General features: G+C 57.6%; 12 protein-coding genes. All 12 read right to left on the minus strand.

The window, feature by feature from the left end:
* Nucleotides 1-10: 10 nt before the first annotated feature.
* The 12 genes from OWK27_RS06535 to OWK27_RS06590 all read right to left on the minus strand — a co-directional run bounded on the left by OWK27_RS06535 (nucleotide 11) and on the right by OWK27_RS06590 (nucleotide 18,342).
* Nucleotides 11-631 carry a YfgM family protein gene (locus OWK27_RS06535; RefSeq protein WP_148420667.1) on the minus strand — a complete coding sequence of 207 codons (621 nt, stop codon included), beginning with the start codon at nucleotides 629-631 and terminating at the stop codon, nucleotides 11-13.
* Between the two features lie 13 nt (nucleotides 632-644).
* Nucleotides 645-1,919, minus strand: coding sequence for a histidine--tRNA ligase (hisS, locus tag OWK27_RS06540; RefSeq protein WP_148420666.1), 1,275 nt, complete (start codon nucleotides 1,917-1,919; stop codon nucleotides 645-647).
* Nucleotides 1,920-2,000: 81 nt separating this feature from the next.
* The gene (gene ispG / locus OWK27_RS06545; protein WP_252004557.1) at nucleotides 2,001-3,119 is read right to left on the minus strand and encodes a flavodoxin-dependent (E)-4-hydroxy-3-methylbut-2-enyl-diphosphate synthase; all 1,119 of its coding nucleotides are present in this window, start codon (nucleotides 3,117-3,119) and stop codon (nucleotides 2,001-2,003) included.
* A gap of 26 nt (nucleotides 3,120-3,145) precedes the next feature.
* Nucleotides 3,146-4,150, minus strand: coding sequence for a cytoskeleton protein RodZ (gene rodZ / locus OWK27_RS06550; RefSeq protein ID WP_267590058.1), 1,005 nt, complete (start codon nucleotides 4,148-4,150; stop codon nucleotides 3,146-3,148).
* A gap of 291 nt (nucleotides 4,151-4,441) precedes the next feature.
* Complete coding sequence (locus OWK27_RS06555; protein WP_003860623.1) at nucleotides 4,442-5,608, minus strand: bifunctional tRNA (adenosine(37)-C2)-methyltransferase TrmG/ribosomal RNA large subunit methyltransferase RlmN; 1,167 nt, start codon at nucleotides 5,606-5,608, stop codon at nucleotides 4,442-4,444.
* Between the two features lie 147 nt (nucleotides 5,609-5,755).
* Nucleotides 5,756-6,187: a nucleoside-diphosphate kinase gene (ndk, locus tag OWK27_RS06560; RefSeq protein WP_045326029.1), complete on the minus strand. Its 432-nt coding sequence runs from the start codon at nucleotides 6,185-6,187 to the stop codon at nucleotides 5,756-5,758.
* A gap of 124 nt (nucleotides 6,188-6,311) precedes the next feature.
* Nucleotides 6,312-7,187 (minus strand): 4Fe-4S binding protein, encoded by an 876-nt coding sequence (locus tag OWK27_RS06565; protein ID WP_267590059.1) that lies wholly within the window; start codon nucleotides 7,185-7,187, stop codon nucleotides 6,312-6,314.
* Nucleotides 7,187-7,975 (minus strand): dimethyl sulfoxide reductase anchor subunit family protein, encoded by a 789-nt coding sequence (locus OWK27_RS06570; RefSeq protein ID WP_267590060.1) that lies wholly within the window; start codon nucleotides 7,973-7,975, stop codon nucleotides 7,187-7,189. The genes OWK27_RS06565 and OWK27_RS06570 overlap by 1 nt, the downstream gene beginning before the upstream one ends.
* Nucleotides 7,968-8,597, minus strand: coding sequence for a DMSO/selenate family reductase complex B subunit (locus OWK27_RS06575; protein ID WP_267590061.1), 630 nt, complete (start codon nucleotides 8,595-8,597; stop codon nucleotides 7,968-7,970). The genes OWK27_RS06570 and OWK27_RS06575 overlap by 8 nt, the downstream gene beginning before the upstream one ends.
* Entirely contained in the window at nucleotides 8,594-10,972 is a 2,379-nt protein-coding gene (locus OWK27_RS06580; protein WP_267590062.1) for a DMSO/selenate family reductase complex A subunit, read from the minus strand. Before OWK27_RS06580 ends, OWK27_RS06575 begins: the two co-directional genes overlap by 4 nt.
* 88 nt (nucleotides 10,973-11,060) lie before the next feature.
* The gene (gene pbpC / locus OWK27_RS06585) at nucleotides 11,061-13,388 is read right to left on the minus strand and encodes a peptidoglycan glycosyltransferase PbpC (RefSeq protein WP_267590063.1); all 2,328 of its coding nucleotides are present in this window, start codon (nucleotides 13,386-13,388) and stop codon (nucleotides 11,061-11,063) included.
* Between the two features lies 1 nt (nucleotide 13,389).
* Complete coding sequence (locus tag OWK27_RS06590; RefSeq protein ID WP_267590064.1) at nucleotides 13,390-18,342, minus strand: alpha-2-macroglobulin family protein; 4,953 nt, start codon at nucleotides 18,340-18,342, stop codon at nucleotides 13,390-13,392.
* Nucleotides 18,343-18,479: the final 137 nt, after the last annotated feature.

Here is an 18,479-nt window from a genome sequence, read left to right on the forward strand (position 1 = left end):
TGGGTCCCTCTCAGACGGACAAATTATTTATTTTCATCTGCATCATTTCGCTCAGCGCAGGTGAAGCTTTACTATCCACGCCAGCTTGCCACGCTTTACGCGCGCCCGCTTTATCACCCTTGCTCAGCAGTGCTTCACCGCGCAGATCGGCAACGATGGCGGCAAAGCCTTCGCCTTTAATGGTATCAAGCGTTTTCAGCGCGTCGTCGGCTTTATTCTGCTGAACCTGGATACGGGCCAGACGCAGATTAATTACCGCTTTCAGGTTTTCATCACTGGCAGCAGCAAGCCCCTGAGACAGTTGCGCAGCGGCTTTGTCCAGTTCGTTCTTATCAACATACTGCTGGGCCACTTCCAGCGCGGCCAGCGCACCGTAGGTATTTTTGTTGTCAGCGGCAAATTTCTCCGCCGCCGTCAGCGTTTGCGGCCGATCGGCACGGATTGCGCTAACGGTATTTTCGTAGTTCAGGGACGAACCGCGAGCAGAGTCAGCCTGATGATTGTTCCAGTAACGCCAGCCAACCAGCGCACCTACACCTAAAATAACCCCAACAACCAGCGCTTTGCCGTTTTCAACAAAGAAGCGTTTAACCGCATCAACCTGGTCGTGTTCGTTCTCGTAAATTTCCACGCAGTCCTTCTCCTTAGCCCAATAGAGTGCGCAAGTGCGCCGCAACGCCGTCCTGCGTTACCGTAGTTTGCTCACCAGAGCGCAGGTCTTTTACCACCACCTCGCCGTTAGCCACTTCGGACTCGCCCAGCACCAGTGCGATACGTGCGCCCCACTTATCGGCACGAGCAAACTGTTTTTTAAAGTTGCCGCCGCCATGGTTGGTCATCAGCTTAACGTCCGGCAATGCATCACGCAGGCGTTCGGCAAGCTGCATCGCCGCAGGCTGCGTATCCGCACCTGAGGCCACCAGGTATATATCGACAACAGAATCGGCTTTAAATTCCGGATTAACTGCCTGAACCAGCAAAACAAGTCGCTCAAGGCCCATCGCGAAGCCAACGGCTGGTGCCGCACGGCCACCAAGCTGCTCAACCAGACCGTCATAACGGCCGCCGGCACAAACGGTGCCCTGCGAACCGAGGCTGGTGGTGACCCACTCAAACACGGTACGGTTGTAGTAGTCCAGACCGCGCACCAGACGCTGGTTAACGGTATAGGCGATGCCCGCCGCTTCCAGCAGCCTGCACAGGCCGGCAAAGTGTTCGCGGGAATCGTCGTCCAGGTAATCGCCCAGCGCAGGCGCATCGTTCAGCAGCGCCTGCACGTCAGGGTTTTTGGAATCGAGCACGCGCAGCGGGTTGCTGTACATACGACGCTTGCAGTCTTCGTCCAGCTTCTCTTTGTGCGCTTCCAGGAATGCCACCAGCGCATCGCGGTAGTTAGCACGCGCTTCCAGCGAACCGATAGAGTTGAGCTCCAGGGAGACGTGCTCAGAAATACCGAGCGCGCGCCACCAGCGGGCTGTCAGCATAATCAGCTCGGCGTCGATATCCGGCCCTTGCAGACCAAACACTTCCACACCCAGCTGGTTGAACTGACGATAGCGGCCTTTCTGCGGACGTTCGTGGCGGAACATCGGGCCGATATACCACAGGCGCTGCTCCTGATTGTACAGGAGACCATGTTCGATGCCGGCGCGCACGCAACCCGCCGTCCCTTCAGGACGCAGGGTCAGGCTGTCGCCGTTGCGGTCCTCAAAGGTATACATCTCTTTTTCAACCACGTCGGTCACTTCGCCGATCGCGCGTTTGAATAACGGGGTCTGCTCTACAATCGGCAAACGAATTTCGCTGTAACCGTAGCTGCCGAGCACCTGCTTCAGTGTGCCTTCAATGCGCTGCCAGATGGCGGTTTCGCCAGGCAGATAATCGTTCATGCCGCGGATGGCTTGAATGTTTTTTGCCACGTTTATTCTCTTTCTATATACAAAAAAGAACCCAAAGAATGGGCTCAATCATACATGGGAAGCAGCCTGCTTCCCATCACGTTATTTTTCAACCTGCTGAATGCTGATGCGCTGCGCTTCATCCATCATCGTCGCTTTAGCGCGAATGCGGGCTTCGAGCTGGTCGATCATGTCGCTATTATCCAGACGATCTTTACGAACGCCATCTTCATAGAGACCACTTTTCTTGTTACCGCCGGTAACGCCCAGCGTTGACACCAGCGCTTCACCCGGTCCGTTCACCACGCAACCAATGATGGAAACGTCCATCGGGGTGATGATGTCTTCCAGGCGCTGCTCCAGAGCATTCACGGTACCAATCACGTCAAATTCCTGACGTGAACAGGTTGGGCAGGCAATGAAGTTGATCCCGCGCGCGCGGATGCGCAGTGATTTCAGGATATCGAAACCTACCTTGATCTCCTCCACCGGATCGGCGGCCAGAGAGACGCGTAACGTGTCGCCAATGCCTTCCGAGAGCAGCAGGCCAAGACCAATGGCGGACTTCACCGAACCGCTGCGCAGACCGCCCGCCTCGGTGATCCCGAGGTGCAGCGGCTGATCGATCTGTTTTGCCAGCAGCCGATAGGATTCAACGGCAAGGAAAACGTCGGAGGCTTTCACGCTCACTTTGAACTGCTCGAAGTTAAGACGATCCAGATGATCGACGTGACGCATCGCGGATTCAAGCAGCGCCTGCGGCGTTGGCTCACCGTACTTTTCTTGCAGATCTTTTTCCAGCGAACCGGCATTAACGCCGATACGAATTGGAATGTTTTTGTCGCGGGCGCAGTCAACAACCATGCGAATACGCTCTTCGTTGCCGATGTTGCCTGGGTTGATACGCAGGCAATCGACGCCGTATTCAGCGACTTTAAGCGCGATACGGTAGTCGAAGTGAATATCGGCAACCAGCGGCACGTTCACCTGCTGCTTGATCAGTTTGAACGCTTCAGCGGCATCCATGGTCGGGACGGAGACGCGGACAATGTCCGCGCCTACGCGTTCTAATGCTTTGATTTGATTGACCGTTGCTTCCACATCCGTGGTGCGCGTGTTGGTCATCGACTGGACGGCGATAGGCGCCCCATCGCCGATTGGCACGTTCCCAACGTAAATCCGTTTTGATTTTCTACGTTGAATAGGAGCCTGGTTATGCATGTAAAATCTCCCGCATTGCCCGTCTGTTACTGTGCTGCTGATTGTTCGGCATTAACGGTAAGACGCGCAACCTGGTTAGTTCTGATAAAGCGGCTCAGATCGACAGGTTTTCCTTGATACTGGATCTGTACCGCTGCCGGTGCGCCGATTTTAAGCTTGTAGGGTGCCTGCCCCGTTAGATTTAACGTGCCATCTTTACGCTGCAGGCCGCTGAAAAGTTTTTTACCCGTTGCGTCAGTCACTTCCAGCCAGCAGTCCGCCGTAAAGTTCATCACCAGCGCATTCGGGTCAACGGCAGGAGCCGCCGTGCCGGCCGGGTCCGTTGGCAGCGTCGCCGCAGGATTTTCCGCAGATGCCGTTGCCGCTGGTGCAGTATCAACATTTGCCTGGGAAGGTGACACTACCGGGTCCTGATCCTGTGCCTGGTTCGCTGGTGCGGTGTTAGCCGTTGCCTCTGGCGCTGGAGCAGGTTCGCTTGCAGGCGCGTTCGTTGCCGCCGTCTGAGGTTCACTGGAAGATGCAGCCCCTTCCGTGCTCAGCGGCACGCTTTGCGCACCGTTGGTTTGATTGAGCTCAGCGGAGGACTGATCGGCCATGGTGGTGATCTCTTCCTGCTGCGCTTTGTGGTTTTGCCACCACCATGCGCCCGTCAGGCCCACAACCACGAACAGGACCAGCCAGGTAAAGCTCATCAGCCAGCCATCGCGTTTTTTACGACGTTTACCCAGAGAGAAGCTTTGCATAGGCGCAACTTTTGCAGCACGCACGGGCGCCTGCTTCTCCATCATCGGCAGTAATTCGTCTTCAGGAATATGAACCAGTTTGGCGTAAGAACGGATATAACCGCGCAGAAACGTTGAAGCCAGATCGGCTGGTGCCTTATCTTCTTCAATATCGCGAACGGTGGAAACCTTCAGGCACAGGCGTTCTGCAACGGCTTGCTGGCTGAGTCCGAGTTGTTCACGGGCGTTGCGAAGACGAACGCCAGTGGAGAGTGCTGCATTTTGATCGTGAGTGGCTTCAGTATTCATTCGCTACAACTACTGGTACGTGAAAATAAGGGTTCAGGTGCCGGTGAGTCACAATGCCACCCGCACCGCGAAACTTCAGGTCAGTTAACCTTGAACAAACAGTATAAGACTGTCGGGCCGCAGATGACAGCGCTGGCAGGCCTTCGCGCTAAACTGTTGTTACGTCGTTACATACTGCCCGAAAGTCGTATGAAACGCACCGTAATTATTAATCAATCGTGATGATTGTGACTGATTATTCAGTAAATTTATGCTTCACGGCGCAAAAAACGCGCCGTGTCTGCATAACAATCAAACGGTTTTAACCGCGATTGACTCACCCTGCATGCGCTTACGCAGCGTACGTTTGGTACGGTCAATAACGTCACCCGCCAGCTGGCCACAGGCGGCATCAATATCATCACCACGGGTTTTACGCACGATAGTGGTGAAGCCATACTCCATCAGCACCTTGGAGAAACGATCGATACGGCTGTTCGAGCTGCGGCCATACGGCGCGCCCGGGAACGGGTTCCATGGGATCAGGTTGATCTTACATGGCGTATCTTTCAGCAGTTCAGCCAGCTCATGAGCATGCTCGGTGCCGTCGTTAACATGATCCAGCATCACGTATTCGATAGTCACGCGGCCCTGGTTAGCGTTGGATTTCTCCAGGTAGCGACGCACGCCAGCCAGGAAGGTTTCGATATTGTACTTTTTGTTGATCGGCACAATTTCGTCACGAATCGCATCGTTTGGCGCGTGAAGGGAGATGGCCAGCGCGACGTCAATCATATCACCCAGCTTGTCCAGCGCGGGAACCACGCCTGAAGTAGAGAGCGTTACGCGGCGCTTGGACAGGCCAAAACCGAAATCGTCGAGCATGATTTCCATCGCCGGCACCACGTTGGTCAGGTTCAGCAGCGGTTCGCCCATCCCCATCATAACCACGTTGGTGATTGGACGCGTACCGGTCACTTTTGCCGCGCCCACGATTTTCGCGGCGCGCCATACCTGGCCGATGATTTCCGACACCCGCAGGTTACGGTTAAAGCCCTGCTGCGCCGTGGAGCAGAATTTGCACTCCAGCGCACAGCCCACCTGAGAAGAGACGCACAGCGTGGCGCGATCGTCTTCCGGGATATACACGGTTTCAACGCGCTGATCGCCAACCGCAATGGCCCATTTAATGGTGCCATCCGACGAGCGCTGCTCTTCCACTACTTCCGGTGCGCGGATTTCCGCGACTTCTTTGAGCTTATTGCGCAGCACCTTGTTGATGTCCGTCATATCATCAAAGTTGTCGCTGCAATAGTGGTACATCCATTTCATGACCTGGTCGGCACGAAACGGCTTCTCGCCCATCTCTTTAAAGAACTCGCGCATCTGCTGACGGTTCAGGTCCAGCAGGTTAATTTTTCCATTTTTATTGGGAACCGCAGGAATGGCGACTTCGGAGGTATTCACTAATTCAGACATAATATTTTCCGGCCTCGTTGTTACACGTTGTGGCCCTTGGTGGGTTGAAAAGAAACGCCCCGGTAAGCGGTCTGCTCGTCCGGGGCGTTGCATTGTACAAAGTCTGGCGCAGGGATGCCACGTTTGCACGCGGCATTTACGAAATTATTAGCGAGTGCGAGGGCACACTTCGCCTTCTGCGAAGAAGAACGCGATTTCGCGTGCAGCAGATTCAACGGAGTCGGAACCGTGGGTGCCGTTCTCGGTGAAGCTGTCAGCGTAGTCGGCGCGCAGAGTGCCTGCCAGCGCGTTGTCCGGGTTGGTTGCACCCAGCAGGTCGCGGTGACGCTGTACCGCATTTTCGCCTTCCAGTACGGAAACAACGATTGGGCCAGAAGTCATGAACTCAACCAGACCGTCAAAGAATGGGCGACCTTCGTGCTCGGCGTAGAAACCGCGAGCCTGTTCAACGGTCAGGTGCAGCATTTTGGTGCCAACGATCTTAAACCCTGCTGATTCAAAGCGAGAGAAGATGCTGCCAATAACGTTTTTTGCCACCGCGTTTGGTTTGATGATGGAAAAAGTACGTTCAATAGCCATTGATAACCTCTGTAAAATGTTCTGTTGTTTTTGCATACCTGAGTATGGTGTGGCGCGGATTATAAAGAGCAATAGCGCTATTGCCTATGGTTATGCATAACATTTTTTTAAAATGAGACGAAGATTAGCAACAGGCCTGATTTCGCATCCCGTAATGATGGTGAAAACAGAGCGGGCACTGCTTTTCATCAGGCGTAAATGACCAGAACTGGCGGTGGCACGACTGGCAAACCGCCTCATATGCGGGCCTGGCAACGGTATTTGCGGTTCCCTCTGCTTGCGTCACGTTTATCGCCCCATGCTGGCAAACCGCTTCACACCCCCCGCAACCGGTGCAATGCCCGGATTCCACCTTCAGCACGGCGTTTTCAAAGCGAATCGCCTTTTCCTGGCAGCTTCGCCAGCATGCCCCGCACAGCACGCACTTTCCGGCATCGAGCGTTATCTCTGCCTCGCTAAACGCGGGAAAAGCCCTTCGCAGCTCACGCAGGCCGGGCATTACGCTACAGGATTGAACGTCCTCACGGGGAACGTGCATCAGCGCACGACGGGCGAGATTAACCTCGTTGTGCGGGATAAGCCTGAACGTCCACGCCGCCTCACCGCGTCGGCGAAGCGCAAGATTAAGCCGGGCAAGCGCCAGCAGCCATGCAGGATAACGCTCTGCTTCAATACTGATAAAACGAACGCGGTATTGCGCGTGCCAGAGCAGCAGCTCATTCACGCCGGGTGCGCGCTCAGTAAACGGCCCGACAAGCGTATCTCCACGCAAAAAGCGCTTACGCGGCATGATGCCGGTAATGGCCCCGGCAGGACAGACAAACAGGCAGTCGCCGCATTCAATACAGCGGCTGTCATCAATCAGGACGCCCGCGTCCGTAACGGAGAACGCCTGCGCGGGACAAGCGTCCGCACAGGCGCGGCAGGAGGCGTGGCGAAAGCGGCGACGAACGCACGCGTGCGTCACGTCCATCGCCGGGATAAGCGTTAATCCGCCCATCAGCCAATACTGAAGAAAACGAAGCGCAGCATCAGCTCACCCACAATCAGCAACGCGCTTCCGAGCAGAATAGGGCCTCGCGCTGCCTTCAGACCGCCCGCGGCAAAGCACAGCATGCCGGCAACGGAAACGCACCAGCTCAGCAGATGCAGCGTGCGCAGCTGCTCCAGCATCCGTAACGGAGCGTGCGGGAACGTCACCACGGTGTTGTCCACGGCAGTAATGTCAGCCAGCCAGACGGGCTGCATCAGCAGACGCACAAGCACCAGCAGCGTAACGATCGCAACCGCCGCACGCAGCGTCGCCCGGGAAGGCATTCCAGCGGCCATGCAGGCTGAGCCGATAATGCCCACCGAGCCGATAAACAGCACCAGCGTGTTTACGTGCTGCCAGGTCACCACGGACGCATGCATATAAATCTGCGCCATGCAGAAGACATCCACCAGCCCGACAAGACCCGCCACGGCCAGAAGCGGCTTCCAGCCCGGCTTTTTCGCGAACATCAGCAGCGTCGCAAGACCAAGCGCCGCAAGGTAAAGGCTGGCAAAGACAATCTCGCGGCTCAGCCAGGAGCTGGATACGTGGCGCAGCGCGTTAAGGGCATTCAGCGGATAACCCATGTGCAGCGCCGAGGCGAGCAGCCCCAGGCAGGCCAGCACGAACGCCCCGGCAGCAGGCAGCAGCACGCTACGCTGCGAATCATGCGCGCCCCCGAACGCCAGCCAGAGCGTAACGCCTACCGACCCCTGAAGGAACAGCGTAAAAATCAACAGCGGTAACTCATGCATGACGTTTCCCCTCTTTCTCTGCGCCCTGATGTGCTTTGATCACCAGGTTCGGTTTTGTGATGGAGGAATCAGGCAAGCCCTTCACGTCACAGACCGCACCGTATTTCGCCCGAAGCTCATCAATCGGCCCGAATTTGATCGCTTCGAGGGGACAGGTTGCCACGCAGACGGGCTGGTCGCCTTTTGCCTGCAGATCCACGCAAAAATCGCATTTTGACATCTGCCCGGTCTGCTCGTTGAGCTGTGGCGCGCCATAGGGGCATGACCACGCACAGTATCCGCAGCCGACGCACTTGTCCGTATCGACACGCACGATGCCATCACCCGGACGCTTATGCATCGCGGTGGTCGGGCAGTTTTTGGTGCAGATAGGATCCGCGCAGTGGTTACAGGAGACAGAGAGCGTGTAGGCAAAAACGTTATTGCTGACCCCGCCCTGGCCGGTCGGGATGAAATTCCCGCCGTTAACGTCGTACACGCGACGAAAACGACGCCCGACCTCAAGGTTGTTTTTATCTTTGCACGCCACCTGGCAGGCCTTGCAGCCCGAGCAGCGGGATGAGTCGATAAAGAAACCCAGCTGCTTGTCGCTCACCGGCGCGTAGTGTTTGAACTGACTCATGCTTTCGCTACCTCCACCAGCATGGTTTGATGGGAATTTCCTTTCGCAAGTGCGGTAATACGGGCTGAACTGAGCACGTTCGCGCAGCCGCCTTTATCAATGCCCCGCTCGTCCGGCTGCCACCAGGCGCCTGCCTGCATGGCAACAACGCCGGGAATAATGCGCGGCGTGACCTCCGCCGGGACCTCACAAATGCCGCGCGCGTTGTGAATGCGCACGGTGTCTCCCTGCGCAATACCGCGCTTTTGCGCATCCTGCGGGTTAATCCACAGCTTTTGCTGCTGGACTTCAATCAGCCACGGGTTGGCGTACTGGGTAGAGTTGGCGCGGTTTTTCCCTTTCCAGGTGATCAGCTGGAGCGGGAAGGTTTTCGCCAGCGCGTCTTCCGGGCCCTCATGGGCGGGAACGTAGTGCGACAGCGCCGGGATTTCCGGGTTATGCATGTCGTACAGGCGCTTCGAGAAGATCTCAATTTTTCCGGAGGGCGTCGGGAACGGATGATTTTGCGGATCGCGGATGTTGTCCTCAAAGGCGACGAACGGCGCGCTTTTGAAGAGATGCTGACGCGTTTTCTGTAGCGTCGCGAAGTCCGGCAGGTTTTCGTCCGGCATGGACAGCCGCGTCTGCTCCCAGATGTGTTCAATCCACGCTTTTTCGTCACGGCCTTCGCTGAATGCGGGTTCGACGCCAAGCTTAGCAGCGACTTCCCGCAGCCAGTCGTAATCTGAGCGGCGCTCAAACTCAGGTTCAATCAGCTTCTCAGACAGGATCAGATAGCTTGCCGTGCCCCAGGTTTCACCGATATTCCAGCGCTCCATAAAGCTGGTTTCCGGCAGGAGAAGATCGGCATATCTGGCGCTCGGCGTCATAAACAGATCGCTTGCGACGATAAATTCAATTTTTGACTCATCTTCCAGCACGCGGACCGCCTGATGAAGATCCGGGTTCTGGTTAGCCAGATAATTGCCCGCCAGCGAGAACAGGATGCGGATATTGCTGTCGAGCTTATCCGCATCCTTCAGGCCGACTTCTGCCGTAACTTTAGAAGCATCATCGGCCGCCTGCACCCAGTTCATTACCGATATTTTGGCTTTTACCGGGTTATCCGGCATCTCTGGACCTGCCGCAAATTTCCGGTTTGCGCAGCCGCCATAGCCAGCCGCCCAGCCGCCTTTTACCCCGACGTTGCCCGTCAGCGTTGCCAGTATCGTCGAGCCGCGCGCGGTGCGTTCGCCGCAGTTATGGCGCTGCGGCCCCCAGCCCTGGATCAGCGCGGCGGGTTTGGTGGTTGCGTAGTCGCGCGCCAGCTGACGAATGGTCTGCGCCGGCACGTGGGTGATTTTCTCTGCCCACTCCGGCGTTTTCGCCACGCCATCTTTTGCACCGCTAAGGTAAGCCATCAGGGATTCATTCGCCGGAACGCCCTCTGGCATGGCGTCTTCGTCAAAGCCCAGGGTATAGCGCTGAAGGAAATCGCGATCGTGCAGGTTCTCCGTGACGATCACGTACATCATGGCGTCCATCAGGGCGTTATCGGTTGAAGGAAGCAGCGGGATCCATTGATCGGCAAGGGAGGAAACCGTGTCCGAATAGCGCGGATCGACAACGATAAAGCGGGTGCCGTTTTGCTTCATCTTCTGGAAATAGTGGTTACTGTGGCCAAAGATCGTCTCTGTCGGGTTGTGCCCCCAGAGGATGACCAGCCTGGTGTCCTGCAGCGTGTCCAGCGAGCTGCCGCTGGCGGCAGTGCCATAGGTATACGGCGTTGCCGCCGCCGTGTTGCCCATGCTGACCGAGTGATAGCTTTCGAGATAACCGCCGGTTAGGTTAAGCAGACGACGAACCATCTTATCGCCAGAAAACGTGCCGCCGGAAACTGCGGTGCCCACATGCACATAGCGCGAGGCGGGGCCGTATTGTTGCGTAATGGTTTTTAACCGCTCCGCAATAAGCGTGGTGGCTTCATCCCAGGTAATACGCTCGAATTTTCCTTCGCCACGTTTACCTACGCGTTTCATGGGATATTTAAGCCGATCCGGGTGATAAACGAATTTCCGATAAGCGCGACCGCGAACGCAGGCGCGCATAACCGGCATCTGCGGATCAAGGGCATCATCCGGGCGGGTGGAAATTCGCGTGACAACGCCTTCACTAACGTGCGCACGAATATCACACTTGCCGCCGCAGTCAAACGTACTACAGGTTTGCACGACTTTCTCTTCAGGCGTGGCGCTGGTCTTTGCCGGGCCCTGGGCACGTGCTTTGCCGGTTGTGGCGACAAACGGCAGGGCGGCCAGCGCCGATCCTGCCTGAATAAAGTGACGTCGGGATAAGGCGGGAATAAGCCCCTCTCCCGGATTTTTATTTTTTTTCATTGCTCATTCCTTAAAATAAAAACGCATTCTCGTTTTTTTTCAGGAATGAATATTGATAATTATCAAGCTAACCCTTCAGGGGTAACGCTTAACGATCTAATTCAAAATTCACCGTCGCCGTTTGCCCTGTTTCATCCATTACAATTAATTGATAATTACCCGGCAAATATAATTGCAGTGAATAATTCCTCTGCCGTCCCTCCAGCGGTTCACCGTTTAAAAACCACCAGCGCTGCCCTTCTCCACCGCTGGTTGAAACGAAGAGCGTCATATTTTTCTCGCCCGGAAGGCGCTTAATTACCGCTCCTTCTCTGACGCCTGATAACATCAGCGGTGCCGAATTATGATTATCCAGCGGCGGGCAAACCGTTGAACGGGCAGGAAGACGAGCGGCACGTCTTTCGGCAACGGGCAGCCACGGCTCAAGCGGCAACGGCCAGACATCCAGCACTTTTTCTGTCGCATCCGGGCAATCCGCCGCAACGCGTTGACCGTCTTTATTCAGCCAGACCGGAAAACGGATCCCGCGAATTCCCTCCTGCTCCGGCAATAGCAGCGTAGGCGGTTCACTGCCCTCAAGCAGCCAGGTTGACAGACGACGCCGACAGTTTTCGCTCCCTTCCGGCAGCGACTGGCCGCCCGGCCAGCAAATCACACCCCGCCCCACGCTGGCAGGACGCGGATCGCGCGGCAGACGAGCCTCATCCACCGTCGAACGAGACTGAAGCAGGTTATTCACCTGATTCAGTAGCGGAACCGCGCTGGCGAAACCAAACTGCCCCGCGACGGGCGTGCCGTCCGGGCGTCCGGTCCAGATACCAATGACATACCGGGCGTTAAGCCCAATGGCCCAGGCATCCCGGTAGCCGTAGCTGGTGCCGGTTTTCCACGCCAGCGGCGCAACCTGCGGCAGCGCGCTGTCCGGCAGGGGCTGGGCTTCACCGGCGAGAATGCGACGAATAATCCACGCAGCGCCCTGCGACAACAGCGGACGTTCAACTAGCGGATCGCCCGGCTGTAAACGCAGCCGACCGGCCTTACCCTGCCTTGCAAAGGCGCTATACGCGGCAGCTATATCAGCCAGACGTGCGCCTGCGCCCCCCAGAATCAGGGAGAGGTTGGGCTGCGCGCCCGCCGGGAGAATCAGCGGTAACCCCGCATTGCCCAGCATCCCGGCAAAACGTTTAGGGCCGTACGCCTCCAGCACCTGCACCGCAGGCAGATTGAGGGAGCGTACGAGGGCTTCACTCATGCTGACCGGCCCATGAAAGCCGCTGTCAAAGTTGCCGGGGCGATAATCCCCGGTTTTTCTTGGCACATCCTGAAGCAAGGAGGCGGGATGGATCAGCCCATCGTCCAGCGCCATCCCGTAGACGAAGGGCTTGAGAACCGATCCCGGGGATCGAATTGCATTGACCATATCCACGTGGCTAAAACGGCTGTCATCGTTGATATCCACCGAGCCGACCCAGCCGCGCACTTTCATATCCGTGTGATCTACCACGATCATTGCCAGCGAACTGCGGGCAGGCAGGCGAGACTTCCAGTTCATCGCCAGCTCTTCAAGCTGTCGCTGCAGCGTGGCATCAAGCGTGGTGGCTATTTTTGTCTCGCGGCTTTTACCGAGCATCATGCGCGAAAAGAGCGGTGCCAGCTGCGGCATCTGGCGGGGAGCCAGCCACACCGGTTCTTCCCGGGACTCTTTCACCTGCTTTTCTGACCAGACGCCCTGAGCCATCATGCGGTCGAGGACTTTGTTACGCGCCGCCTCCGCGCGTTCCGGCCAGCGGTCCGGGCGCAGGCGGCTTGGTGCCTGCGGCAGCACCGCCAGCAGCGCCGCGTCGGAATAGCTCAGCCGTGATGGCGGCTTTCCAAGGTAGGTCCAGCTTGCTGCCCCCACTCCCTGCAGGGTGCCGCCAAACGGGGCCCGGTTGAGATACAGCGTGAGAATTTCACGCTTGGAGAGATGCCACTCCAGCTGCATTGCCCGCCACAGCTGACGAATTTTACCGCCAAAAGTGCGCGGATGCGGATCCAGAAGGCGCGCCACCTGCATGGTAAGCGTGCTTCCGCCAGAAACGACTCTCCCGGAGGTAAGATCCTGCCAGGCAGCGCGCAGTACAGAGAGCGGATTGACGCCCGGGTGCTCCCAGAACCAGCGGTCTTCATACTGGATCAGGGCCTCGAGATAGCGCGGTGAAACCTCCTCAATGGTAACCGGATAGCGCCAGATGCCCTCGCTGTCGGCAAAACGCCACAGCGGTACGCCCTGCTCATCCACAACCACGCGCGAGGGGTTAACCTCTTTCAGAGGCAGCGGCCACAGGCGGTCGGCGGCGACAATCAGCGCCACTGAAACGAAAAGCGCTCCCGCCAGCCATAGCCAGCGGGAGCGTATCAGTCGTTCTGGCTGCATCTTAAGGAACAACGATCAGCGGGCCACTGGCCGCCCCTGTTGCCCGCCACTGCGGAACGTACATGGATTCCACCATCGGAACCGGCACCTGGTAGGTTCCCGGCGTGACGGCTCGGGCCAGGTAGACCAGCGTAACCGGCTGACCTTCATTGACCGGCACAGCGGCCACAAAGCGATCGTCGCGGAATTCCATATGCTGAATATCAGACTGCTGCATCTGATTCAGCAGATTCTGCACTTCGCTGCCGCTGTCCTGGAGGCTGGCGCTGCTGCTCGCCAGATTCTGGTTTTCAAGTTCCAGACCTGCCGGGAGCAGATCCACCACCAGCGCATCCGGCACGTTCTGGCTGGCCTTCACTTCAAGCCACACCAGCACCAGCTCACCACTCTTCAGGGAAGAGAGTGACTTGCTGCTGCCGTCTGTCGCCAGAACGTGGCGTTCAATCTGCAATACGTTTGAGGATCGCTGAGGCGCATACTCCGGATACCCCGTACTGTCCAGACGAACCCACAGCGGCGTAGTGCCGGTATTGGTAACCTGCAGCGCGCTAAGCTGGGCGCCGTTCAGGTTTTCTACCCGCGGTTTGTCACTACTTTGTGCCTGCTCAGAAAGGCTCGTGGTCGCCTGCCATGCTCCGGAGAGCGTTTGCAGCGAACGTCCGGCCATGAACAGGGCGTTGCTTTCCTGGGTTGAGAGCCAGCGCTGGCTAAAGGCTTCCTGCGACAAGGCGTTCAGCAGCGTATTTTGCGCATCCGGCAGCAGCTTGTACTCTTCCAGAAGGGAGAGCATCAGGGCATTATCGCGAAGCTGGCTACCGTAATCCGCCATCCAGCTTCGGCCGTCAGTACGCGGCGTTTTGATAGCCAGATCCAGCGCCTGCTGGCTGCGCGGCGCATCCCCCATCAGCTTCAGCGCCATCCCCAGCTGCATCAGCGGCAGCCCGGAAGCAGCCTGAGCGTGGCGCTCCCAGACTTCACGCAGCGCGCCGAGCGGCGCTTTTTGCTGACGCGCCAGCACCAGCGAGGCATAAGCCTGTACGGCAAACTTACTGGCCTGAGCGTTGTCGCTGTAGCGGACAGACATCATGCCCGGATCCTGTAAGTAACGCAGCAGGCGGTTATTCGCCTTATTTACCGCATCGGCAGGAACGCTATAGCCCTGTTCCCCTGCGCGCACGAGGAAGTCAGTAACGTACGCGGTCAGCCAGTACTCTTCCGGACCGTTTTTATCCCAGAGCGCAAACCCCCCGTCGTCACGCTGCATTTGCAGCAGGCGGGAGATACCGAGATCGATAGCCGCACGGCGCTTGTCGTCAGTATCACCCTTAATGCCGAGAGCCTTGAGCTGCGCGGAATTGGTGTATAGCGACGGGAAGAGGCCGCTGGTGGTTTGCTCCAGACACCCGTACGGATAAGCCTGCAGCTCACGGATGTAGCGCGCCAGGTTCAGTGGCGCTTTTCCGCTGAGCAGCAGCTGCCCCTGTAGCGTCGCAGGAGAGAAACCGGCAATGTGCTGCGCTGGGGCAGTCCAGGATTCGCCAGGGTTGAGCATCGTGCCCGTATTCACCGTTTGCGCCGGGAATGCGGGACGCACGCCAATTTTCCAGCTCTTCTGCTGGGGAATATACGTCTCGCCCGGAAGCTGTAGTCCGGCAATCTGAGCGGTAATTTCGCCATCACCGTATCCTTCCAGCGCCCGCACCGGAATAAACAGGGTGCTGCGTGCGCCAGGCGGCAGCTGAACCGGCGCTGGCTGAGCGCCTTCCAGCGACAGCTTGCCGGTTGAGGTTAGCGTGACGTTCAGCGTTTGCGGCCGATCGGTGAGGTTAGTCAGGTCCAGCGTCAGGCGGGAGGTGTCACCGCTTGCCAGGAAACGCGGCGTGTTAAGTTCGGTAATGACCGGCGCGGCTACAACGATCTTGCTCTCGCTGCTGCCGAAATCGTCTTCCGTCCACGCCTGCGCCATCAGACGCAGCTCGCCGTTAAAATCACCAATCGGCAACGTAACGGTGCCTTCACCGTTAGCATCCAGCGTAACCGGCTGCGCCTGCTGGGCAATAATAGTGACGTGATTAACCGGTGGCTTACCGCCACGCTTCAGCTCATCGCCGTCACCGCCGAAGCGCAGTGCGGCCATGCGCCCCTGGCCTTCAATGACCTGGCCGTAGATATCATAAATATCCGCGCCATAACGCTTCTGACCGAAGAAGGCTTCCCACGGATCCGGCGTAACGTAGTCGGTAATGTTCAGCACGCCGCTATCAACAGCCGAAACCAGCACGTTCACCTTTTGTGGTACCGCGCCCTCCTTCACGCTGGCTTTCACTTTCACAGAAAGCGTCTGGTTAGGACGCATTTTCTGCGGATTATCAAGCGCAATGTTCAGGCGGCGATTTTCGTCACCCATTGGCAAATGCAGCAGCCCGACCGCGCGCTTTGGCGTGGCGGATTTAGATTTATCGCCGGGACGTACCACCAGCGTGCTGAGGTAGAGATCGTGACGCTTCCAGGCTTTATCCACCGGAATGGAGAGATCCAGACCGTTTGCCGGGACGTCGATCTCTTTCCACCACAGCGGCCCTTCGCTGGATTCAATCATGGCATAGCCTTTGCCCGCGGCCGGTGCGGCGATATGCAGGTTGATGGTATCGCCAGGCTGATAAGCTGGCTTATCAAGCTTCATCGTCACGCGGTCCGGGCGCGCCGCCCCCGTGCCGTCGCTGTTATCCTGCCAGCTGTAGCCTGCCCAGAAGCGCACGCTGCTGACCATGTCATCAGGCGCTTTCACTTCCAGACGGTATGAGCCCCACTCCACCGGGAAAGTGACTTTGCCGGTTTCATCAGCCTTGAGGTTAAGTTCCTGCTCGCCCTCAACAAGATCTTTCTGGTCAAACTGCGACTGCCAGCCCTCACTCTCTGACCAGTTCCAGAAATAGTCCCGGCGCTCGCGGATCAGGCGCACCTGCAAACCGGACACCGCTTTTTTCGCCCCGCCGGCATCGGCATAAACGATGTCAAAGCTGGCGTTGCCGTTTTCATCGACAATCGGCTGGTTGACGGTGGTATCGGTACGGTAATCGTAAACGGCCTTACTGGCGAACTGAGGACGAATCCCCGGTAGCGTGGCCGCCGGCCAGATAGCCTGCTCGGCGCGACGCGTCACCGGGCGACCGCCCGACTCAAGCAGGCTGGCCTGCAAAATCAGCTGCAGCGGCGAGTGCACCTCTTTCCACTGGCTTTCAGTGGTCACCTGTCCGCGCCCCTGCTCATCAAGCGTAAGCTGCACTTCGTCCAGGCTACGGCTCAGGTTCTCTTCCGCAATATCACCGAACTGGAATCCCGGCAGCGCAGTTACCGCCTCACGCAGCGGGCGCAGGAAAAGCTGGCCTTGCAGGGCGTTGCCGTTAGCCGGTGCGCCATACAGGTAATAACCCACTACGTTAAAGTCCACATCATCCCGTGGAGAAACCGGTGTTTTTTGCCCCGTCAGATTCAGCGCCATGCGTTCAGGCATGAAATCTTCAACGTGGAAATCCCACATGCGCTGCTGGTTGTCTCCCGTATTCGCGCGAACATGCCACATGCCGGTCTGCGCGCCGCTATCAAGCGGGTAGTTGAAGCGGTAAAGTCCGTTCTCGGGCTGCACAACAACCGTGCGCGCCACCTGACCGTCCGGGCGCAATACGTCAAGCTTCACAGGCTGATCGGAAAGCGGTTTTCCGTCGCTGTCGCGCAGCAGGCCGTTGAGGAGCACCGTTTCACCCGGACGATAGAGATCGCGCGGGCCAAACATAAAGAATTGTTTGCTATAACCCGGCTTGCCGGCGATATCAAACTCCGCCAGGTCGAGCGCCGGAAGTTTGAGATCGAGCAGCGTGGTCTGCCCGTCTTTGCTGGCGAGGATCAGCGCGGCTTCTTTATCCGTCTCCAGCTTCGCATGACCGTCCGCGTCGCTGTTCGCCTCGGCCAGGGTCTGGCCTTTATCGTTCAGAAGGGTAAGGGTAACGCCTGACTGCGCCGCACCGTTTTCCAGGCTCTGGGTGAAGATGTCCAGGCGGTTATGATAGCGGTGAGCGGAGAGCCCAATATCACTTAAGGTGAAAAGCGTCGCGGCATTGCTGTAGTTGTAGTGCCCGGCCTGATTCATGACGGCTATGTAAACGCCCGACTGCTGGAGCGGCTTAATATCCTTCAGCGGCAGCAGCAGTTTCTCGCGGGTGTTGCGCGCCGGGTTGAGGTCAAAGCGGCCGGTATAAACCAGTTCCGCCATCTTCAGCAGCGTGTCGGACTCCCAGTTGGTCAGTGAGTTACGGTACTCCCACTGGCTGACAAACGAGGCCAGCGACTCCGGCTTAATGCGGTAGAAGTTCACGTCCACGCTGTTAACGTTAAGCGCCATCACCGGCAGCCCTTCCACCACGCTGCCCGGCAGCAGCGAACCGCGGCTGGCAAATCCGACCGTCGGTTCAACATCCCGGGTGGTGATGGCTTTTTCATAATCAATGCCAAACGTCGCGCTGTTCAGCGCCTCCAGACCACGTTCGACGGTGACGACCAGGTTACGATTTGGCTCCAGGTGGCGCAGGCGCAGCTCTTTCAGATTGGGCGCCAGCTCCCAGGCGCCGTCCACCTTGCCGCTTTTCTTATCCACCACGTGCACGGTTTTGGCGAAGTCCTGATCCGGCTTCAGCGGCACCGAAAAGGTCAGCACCAGCGTCGCAGCACCGTCTAGCTGTACCTCTGAGGCATCCAGCAGCGTCAGCGCCTTACCCTGGCTCTGTGCAGCCAGCGCAGCCAGCGTTTTCGGGTCCGGTTTTTCCGGTGCTTTCTTTTCTGAAGCGGTTGACGCTGCGGGCGCAGCAGCCTGTGTTTTGTCGTCGCTGTTATCGCAGCCGACAAGCGTAAACGTGGTGAGCAGCGCGAGAGAAATCGCGGCTAAGCGAAACGGTTTCATCCTTAGTCCCTGGCCTGTGAGGCCTGTTGGTCGTCGTCCGGATAAGTATTATCCGCAAGTTTCGTTAATACAAAAAGTCCAATTTAGTATTGTGGAAAGCACCTCGCAGAATGACATCACCCTGCCATACGGTGTTG

The sequence above is a fragment of the Enterobacter cloacae complex sp. 2022EL-00788 genome (assembly GCF_026627565.1).
In the GTDB taxonomy this organism is placed as follows: domain Bacteria; phylum Pseudomonadota; class Gammaproteobacteria; order Enterobacterales; family Enterobacteriaceae; genus Enterobacter; species Enterobacter pasteurii.